The sequence below is a fragment of the Brevibacterium sp. XM4083 genome, assembly GCF_006489205.2.
Classification (GTDB): domain Bacteria; phylum Actinomycetota; class Actinomycetes; order Actinomycetales; family Brevibacteriaceae; genus Brevibacterium.
Genome location: NZ_VFYR02000004.1, coordinates 599,197 through 606,961 on the forward strand (window position 1 = coordinate 599,197; position 7,765 = coordinate 606,961).

The 7,765-nt window shown below is 67.2% G+C and carries 5 protein-coding genes and 1 rRNA gene; 2 read left to right on the plus strand and 4 right to left on the minus strand.

The window, feature by feature from the left end:
- Positions 1 to 315: 315 nt before the first annotated feature.
- A complete protein-coding gene (locus tag FJ887_RS15180) occupies positions 316 to 2,571 on the minus strand; it encodes an ABC transporter ATP-binding protein (protein ID WP_249356909.1) in 2,256 nt (751 codons plus the stop codon).
- A gap of 1 nt (position 2,572) precedes the next feature.
- Positions 2,573 to 4,306, minus strand: a complete 1,734-nt coding sequence (locus FJ887_RS15185) for an ABC transporter ATP-binding protein (protein WP_137826825.1) — start codon at positions 4,304 to 4,306, stop codon at positions 2,573 to 2,575.
- Between the two features lie 204 nt (positions 4,307 to 4,510).
- On the opposite strand from FJ887_RS15185, the gene FJ887_RS15190 reads away from it, so the two are divergent.
- Positions 4,511 to 5,707: a DUF6882 domain-containing protein gene (locus FJ887_RS15190; RefSeq protein ID WP_137826824.1), complete on the plus strand. Its 1,197-nt coding sequence runs from the start codon at positions 4,511 to 4,513 to the stop codon at positions 5,705 to 5,707.
- A gap of 95 nt (positions 5,708 to 5,802) precedes the next feature.
- Here FJ887_RS15190 and FJ887_RS15195 read toward each other — a convergent pair whose 3' ends face one another.
- A complete protein-coding gene (locus FJ887_RS15195; protein WP_249356908.1) occupies positions 5,803 to 6,867 on the minus strand; it encodes a DoxX family protein in 1,065 nt (354 codons plus the stop codon).
- A gap of 160 nt (positions 6,868 to 7,027) precedes the next feature.
- Between FJ887_RS15195 and FJ887_RS15200 the strand changes: the two genes are divergently transcribed.
- Positions 7,028 to 7,492 (plus strand): GNAT family N-acetyltransferase, encoded by a 465-nt coding sequence (locus FJ887_RS15200; protein WP_137826823.1) that lies wholly within the window; start codon positions 7,028 to 7,030, stop codon positions 7,490 to 7,492.
- Between the two features lie 129 nt (positions 7,493 to 7,621).
- On the opposite strand, the gene rrf is transcribed toward FJ887_RS15200, so the two are convergent.
- Positions 7,622 to 7,741: ribosomal RNA gene (rrf, locus tag FJ887_RS15205) — 5S ribosomal RNA — on the minus strand.
- Positions 7,742 to 7,765 lie beyond the last annotated feature (24 nt).

Here is a 7,765-nt window from a genome sequence, read left to right on the forward strand (position 1 = left end):
CCTCGGCGCCGTTCGCACGCCGGCAACCCGGTGTCCCAGGTGGCGCCGGATTCTCCGGTCGGTCCGAAGGACGTCGGACAGTCGGTGTCGAACGATCCGGGGACATCGCACAGGCCGCCATGCCGACATCACGATTCGGCAGACCCCGCCGTCGAAGCCCGAAAATCGTTACCACGTGAACCTGTTGACATGCGCACCGCGGAGTGGGTGTGCGCACTCACGGGCCGAGGCCTGCCGCTCCGCTGGTCGGGGACGGCGAAGGCCCCCGAGCGTGTCCCTCGGGGGCCTTCAGCGGTCGTCAGCGCCGCGGGTCGGTCAGTCCGTTCCCCTCCCGCCGAGCGGCGGCTGGGCCTCTGAGCGACCGCCCCCGTCGGTCGACGCGTCGTTGCGCGCACCGGGCTCATCCCTGACCTCGGCAGACTCCCGCGCCCCGGCGGCAGCCTCCTCCGGACCAGCGGCAGCCTCCTCGGCCACTGCGGCGTCGCCGGCGTCCTCAGCCAGCGCCGCAGCATCGGCGGCGATCCCCGGCTCGGTCTCCGCCTCGGCGAGGACCTCGGCGGTGAAGTGCTCCTCGGCGTCCTCACCTCGGAACTGCGACATGTAGAGGCGGTAGTACGCGCCCTCTGCGGCGAGGAGCTCCTCGTGGTTGCCGTGTTCGACGATCGCACCGTTCTCCATGACGAGGATGGTGTCGGCATCGCGGATCGTCGAGAGCCGGTGTGCGATGACGAACGACGTCCGGTCGGTGCGCAGGGCGGCCATCGCCTGCTGCACGAGCAGCTCGGTGCGGGTGTCCACCGACGAGGTCGCCTCGTCGAGGATGAGCAGCGAGGGATCGGCGAGGAACGCCCGGGCGATCGTGATGAGCTGGCGCTCACCGGCGGAGACGCTGCCGCCGTCGGCGTCGATGACGGTGTCGTAGCCATCGGGCAGCTGACGGACGAAGCGGTCGACCATCGTCGCCTTCGCGGCGTCGATGACCTCCTCGTCGGTGGCGTCGAGTCGTCCGTACCGGATGTTCTCGCGGATCGAGCCCTCGAACAGCCACGCATCCTGGAGCACCATGCCCACGTGCGACCGGAGGTCGGCACGGGTGAGGTCGCGGATGTCGATCCCGTCGAGGTAGATCGTCCCGCCGGTGAGCTCGTAGAAGCGCATGACGAGGTTGACCAGCGTCGTCTTGCCGGCACCCGTGGGACCGACGATCGCGACCGTGTGGCCGGGGTCGGCGGTGAAGGAGACATCCTCGATGAGCGGGGTCTCCGCGGTGTAGCGGAAGCTGACATGCGAGAAGTCGACCCGTCCGGGAGTCCGCGGAGGCAGGGCGGCCGTCGCCTCGTCGGGCTCCTCCTCGTCGGCGTCGAGGAGTTCGAACGTGCGCTCGGCCGAGGCAACACCGGATTGGAGCATGTTCGCCACTCCGGCCATCTCCGAGATCGGCTGCGAGAACTCCCGCGAGTACTGGATGAACGCCGTGGCGTCGCCGAGTGTCATCTGCCCCGAGGCCACCCGCAGGCCGCCGGCGACGGCGATGAGGACGTAGCTGAGGTACGACACGAACTGCATCGAGGGCATGATCATCCCGGAGACGAACTGCGCCCCCGAGGATGCGGCGTAGAGCTCTTCGTTGCGGCGGTCGAACTCGTCGAGCATGACCTTGTCACGACCGAAGGCCCGCACGACGTCGAGCCCCGAGAACGACTCCTCGACGTGGCCGTTGACCTCACCGGTGTACTTCCACTGCGCTTTGAACTTCTTCTGCGCCTGGGAGCCGATGACACCGGCGATGATCGCCGACAGCGGCAGGGCGATGAGGGCGAGCAGCGCGAGCTGCCACGAGACGATGAACATCATCACGCCGATGCCGACGATCGTCAGCGCGGATTGGACGAGTTGGGAGAACGCCTGCTGGAGGGCCTGCTGGATGTTGTCGACGTCGTTCGTCACCCGCGACATGACATCGCCGCGCTGGCGAGTGTCGAAGTACCGCAGCGGGAGCCGGTTGATCTTGCGCTCGATGTCCTCACGGAGGCGGTAAACGACGCGCATGACGAGGGCGTTGAGGATGTAGCCCTGCGCCCACATGAGCATCGAGGCGACGAGGTACATGAGGAGGACGATGATGATGATCTGCCCGAGCGCCGTGAAGTCGATGCCCTGACCGGGGACGACACCGGCAGTCGCGAGCATGTCGGCGTAGTCGTCGCGGCCTTCGGCACGGGCGCCGGCGATGATGTCCTCGATGTTCGCGCCCGCCGGCAGCTGGGCGCCGATGACTCCGGAGTAGACGACGTCCATCGCCTTGCCGAGCACCTTCGGGGCGATGACGGTGAGGACGACCGAGCCGACGACGAGGAGGACGACCTTGACGAGTCCGGCCTTCTCCTCGGCCATGAGTCCGAAGAGGCGCTTGACCGAGGGCCAGAAGTGCTTGGCCTTCCGCGGCGGGGTGCCGCCGAACATGTCTCCGTCGGCTTCGGAGGGAATGAAGTCCTCGGCGAGTTCGGCCTCGGCGGTGGCGGCAGCGGTCGTGCCTGAGGTCTCTGCGGTCGTCGGATCCTTCTTCGCCATGTCAGTTCACTCCTTCCGCGGTCAGTTGGGATTCGACGATCTCCTGATAGGTCGAGTTCGTCTCGAGCAGTTCGTCGTGGGTGCCCCGGCCGACGATCTTCCCGTCGTCGAGGACGAGGATCTGGTCGGCGTCGCGGATCGTCGAGACGCGCTGGGCGACGACGATGACCGTCGCCTCCCCCGTCGTCTCGGCCAGGGCGTCGCGCAGTCGGGCATCGGTGGCGACGTCGAGCGCGGAGAACGAATCGTCGAAGACGTAGACGAGCGGTTTCGCAGCGAGCGCGCGGGCGATGCAGAGGCGCTGCCGCTGTCCGCCGGAGAAGTTCGTGCCGCCCTGGGACACGCTCTCGTCGAGCCCACCCGGCTTCTCGGCGACGAAGTCCGCGGCCTGCGCGGTCTCCAGCGCCTCCCACAGCTGCGCGTCGTCGGCGTGCTCGCTGCCGAAGCGCAGGTTCGAGGCGATCGTGCCGGAGAACAGGTACGGCTTCTGCGGCACGAGGCCGACGACCTCGGCGAGCTGGTGACGGTTGAAGGCGCTGACCGGAGTCCCGTCGATGAGCACCTGCCCCGACTGCGGGTCGATGAGGCGCGGGATGAGTCCGACGATCGTCGACTTGCCGGATCCGGTCGACCCGATGATCGCCGTCGTCGTACCCGGCCGTGCCGTGAATGAGAGGTCCTCGAGGACGGGGACCTCGGCTCCGGGATAGCCGAAGGTGACGTTCCGGAACTCCAGCTCGCCTCGGCGCGGGAGTTCGTCGACGCCGTCGGGGACGACCATCGACGAGGTGGTCTCGAGGACTTCGCAGATGCGTTCGGCGCAGACGACGGCGCGCGGGATCATCATCATCATGAACACGCCCATCATCACGGCGACGAGGATCTGGAGGAGGTACTGGAGGAACGCGGTGAGCGAGCCGACCTCCATCTGCCCCGCATCGACGCGGTGGCCGCCGAACCAGAGCACGGCGGCGGTGGCGATGTGGAGGATCATCATGATCGCCGGGAACATGAGGACGAAGAGGTTGCCGACCTTGACGGAGGTCTCGGTCAGGGCGCGGTTCGCGTCGGCGTACCGGTCGGCTTCGAAGGGCTCCCGGACGAAGGCGCGGATGACGCGGATGCCGGTGATCTGCTCACGGAGGACGCCGTTGATGTCGTCGACCTGATCCTGCATGCGGCGGAAGAGCGGCATGAGGAGGACGACGAGGATGCCGACGACGATGAAGAGGGTCGGCACGGAGACCCAGACGAGCCAGGATAGCCCCGCATCCTCGCGCAGGGCCATGATGATGCCGCCGATGCACATGATCGGGGTCGAGACCATGAAGTTGAGCGTCATGAGCACGAGCATCTGCACCTGCTGCACGTCATTGGTGTTGCGGGTGATGAGGGTCGCGCTGCCGAACTTCCCCACCTCGAGCGTCGAGAGGCTGTCGACATGACTGTAGATCGCGCGGCGGATGTCGCGGCCCACGCCCATCGCGGTGCGCGCGCCGAAGAAGATCGCGGTGACCGCGGTGATGACCTGGACGAAGCAGACGATGAGCATCGTCATGCCCGTCGACCAGATGAAGTCGGTGTTGCCGGCGGCGACGCCTTCGTCGATGATCCGGGCGTTGAGGCTGGGCAGGTAGAGAGCGGCGATCGTCGAGGCCAGCTGGAGGATGACGACGAAGGCGATGAAGAGCCAATAGGATTTCGCGTATTTCAAGGTGAGGCGCAGAAGTGCCACAGTGTCCGTCCTGGAGGTGAGAAGCCGTTATGACGGCGTCATGAGTTGGAAGAGCGCAACGAACCATCCTACATCGATCGTCCTCCTTCGAGAAGAGCGTGCCATGGTACTGTTCTCGAATCCAGTGGACCACGCGGCACTGACACGGACGCCGGTTCCGCGTGCCTCCTCGCATCTTCGACACGTCCCCGTAGGCTGGAAATCATGAGCACAACACTGCAGGATCTCGTCAATCGCGCCGTCTTCCTCTCCACCGAGATGCAGACGCACTTCGGCAGCGTCATCGCCGGCGCCGCATGGGAGGTGGACTTCTCCGCAGACCCGACTCTCACCTTCGACGTCGAGGGCGATCAGCCGCTGCGCACCCGTCCCCACCTCGTCGGTTCCGAGTCGAGTTCGCAGGGCACGTGGCTGTGGGGCTGGGAGAACATCAACGGGTTCCCCGAGGCGGTCGTCGGCCTCGCCCACGAGGTGCGCAAGTTCGGTGCCGCGGAGGGCATCAGCGATCTCGTCACGCCGGAGATCGACCTCGACGACGAGCTCGCCCTCCGGCTGACGCTCGCGGCGAAGGAGGCGACAGGCAAGTGGGCGCACTATCCGGCCGCCGCCGGTGCCGGCACGACCGTGTGGGTGCTCGTCGACTCCCCCGCCCTCGCCCTGCCCGAACCCACCGTCAAGGCGTCCGTGCGGGCGCTCATGCAGGGGCTGACGCAGACGACGGTCGACGATCACCGGGCGGCGCTCACGGCGTACACCGAACGGCGCGGGATTCCGACGGCCGCTCTGCCCGACGGCGGCGTCCGCATGCTCTTCGCCGACGGCAGCGCCGATCTCAGCTTCGATGAGCAGAGCCGCATCTCCAATTGCGAAGTCCATGCCCCGCTCGAGGGCGAGGCGGCCGACCAGTTCTCCCGGATCACCGGCATCACCGTCACCGAGGCGGCGCCGCAGGAGCCGACGAGCACTGCCGGCGCGCCTGCGGCCGGGTCCCCGGAACGGGCAGCTGCCGCCGACGCGGACCGCTCCCTCGCAGCAGCGGCTTCGGCAGGCACTGCAGCAGCGGCTTCTGCTGGTGCCGCGGCGGACGAGCAGACTCCGCAGACGACTGGCGCAGGCGCTCCGACAGCGTCCACGACGCAGGGCGTCGGCGAGGATGTCGCCGACCGTCGCAGCGAGTCCGCGGAGCCGCAGCGACCCTCCGCCGGCGAGCCCCCCGCCGAGGAGGCTGCTCCTGCGGCCGAGACCGCGTCGCCGTCCGACCGCCCCGAGGCAGAAGCGCCGACCGCTGCTCCGGACGCCCAGCAGGACGAGCGCGCCGCTGAGCGGTCCGCGGCGGATTCCACGACGGACGAACCCAAGGGGAAGAAGAAGGGACTGTTCTCCCGGCTCTTCGGTCGCTGAACACGGCCCCGCTGCCGACACCGAGGCGCCGCACCGGGTGGTGCGGCGCCTCAGTCGCTCCTGGCATGCGCGCGCAGCATCGCGGAGCCGGACACTCACCGGTTGATCGGCTCGCTCGGCTCCCAGCTGAATTCGCGGTCGAAGAGGTAGCGCCGTTCGGGGTCGGTGACGAGAGTGACGTCGAGTCCGTCGCCGGTCAGCCGCACCTGCCCCGAGGAGTCGATCGCGTAGTCGAGGGTGGTCTCGAGCACCGGATCGCGGACGAGCCCCTGATCGCCGTCGAGCTTCGGGAAGAGGGTGACGTCGAGCCGCCCGCTCTCGTCGGACAAGGACCCGCCGTTGCCCGCGGTGTACCTGCCGTCCTGGAAGCTGCCGTCGACGAAACGGATGCTCAGACGCGCTCGACCGTCGACGGCGTTCTGCCCGAAGGCGACCTGGCTGATCTCAGCACCCTTGAGGGTGCGGCTGCCGCTGTCCGTCGCCCGGTAGACCCCGGCGACCGCGGGCACGGGGTCGAGCTGACCCCAGTTCGCGCGGAGCCCGAACGCCACCCCCGACCCGATGATGAGCAGCAGCGCCAGGGCGGGCGACGTCCACCTCGTGATGGCGACGAAAATCCGGTTCGACGAGATCCGACCATGGACGGGCCTGCCGGTGGGCAGCCCGAGCAGGAACCGGCCGAGGCGGATGAGGTTCGGTGCCAGCAGCACGAGTCCGGCCACCGCCATGATGCCCGACAGTTGTTTGACCGGGACGTCGAAGGTGAGGTTGAGAAGGAAGACGACGGACATGTCGACGACGGCGAGGAGCGCTCCGAGCCACACGGTGCGGCGGAAGAGGAGGAGGACCGCCGCGAGCACCTCGGCGAGACCGGCGAGCACCTGGACTGTGGGAGAGAACGCCATGAACCGCCAGAGCACGCCCATCGGGCTCATCTCACCGTATTGGACGAGCGCGTCGGAGAAGTCCGCGGAGCCCATCTGGATGAGGTAGACCTTCGACCATCCGTAGATGAGCAGGTAGCCTGCGAGCCAGATCCGGGGCACCCAGTGGGCCGCCCAGAGTGCGCTGAAGAGGATGGACCGTGTCCGTGATGATCGTCGTGGCGCCGCATCGTCGGCATCCGGTTGGGCCTGAGTGGGTGCTGTGTCATTGCGCATGGCTTCAGGCTATGCGCGCCGGGGCGGTCCCCTCCATCCGGAATCCACACCGACCGAGGGTGGGAAAACCCCACCACGTCCCAGGGGCGGAGGAATGGAATGGACGGGATCGAGTTCCCCACAGATTGACCGCGGGGCGGTGGGACCGTTGAATGAAGCCATGATCACGATCGCTCCGGCCGACTTCTCCGATCCGGCCCTCCTCGATTTCCTCCAGCAACACCTCGCCGATATGTCCCCGACGGCCCCGGAGGGATCACGGCATGCCCTCGATGCGAGCGGTCTGCAGAACCCCGGTGTCCGCCTGTGGGCGGCACACGATGAGCCCTTCCTCGTCGGCACGATCGCGCTGGCCGAACTTGAGTCCGGGCATGAGGAGATCAAGAGCATGCGGACGTCTCCGGTGCATCGTGGGAAGGGAGTCGCATCCCGCCTCCTCGAGCATGCGCTCGGTGACGCGCGCTCGCGCGGGATCGAACGGGTGTCACTTGAGACGGGGAGCATGGAGTTCTTCGCGCCGGCCCGAGCCCTGTATCGCAAGGCGGGATTCGTCGAGACCGATCCCTTCGGGAGCTACCGTAAGGATCCGCACAGCGTCTTCATGACTCTGTCGCTGACGACATGACGCTGCAGGCAGGGACGATAGCGTTCACCTCTGAAAGAAGAACGAATCCGTCAGCGTTCCGTGAATGCAAAAAGGGAGGGGACCCTGGTCCAACCAATTGTTGAACCAGGATCCCCTCCCCAAAGAATATTGCGGCAGTCACTTACTCTCCCACAACCACCAAGTTGCAGTACCATCAGCATGACATGGGCTTAGCTACCGGGATCGGAACGGTTAACCGGGCGTTTCCCCACCACTATCACCACCGCAAAACTCAACCAACCACCCACACAC

Coding starts and splice junctions, on each gene's coding strand:
- FJ887_RS15180 (WP_249356909.1), bottom strand. CDS start 2,571: ATGGCGAAGAAGGATCCGACGACCGCAGAGACCTCAGGCACGACCGCT.
- FJ887_RS15190 (WP_137826824.1), top strand. CDS start 4,511: ATGAGCACAACACTGCAGGATCTCGTCAATCGCGCCGTCTTCCTCTCC.
- FJ887_RS15195 (WP_249356908.1), bottom strand. CDS start 6,867: ATGCGCAATGACACAGCACCCACTCAGGCCCAACCGGATGCCGACGAT.
- FJ887_RS15200 (WP_137826823.1), top strand. CDS start 7,028: ATGATCACGATCGCTCCGGCCGACTTCTCCGATCCGGCCCTCCTCGAT.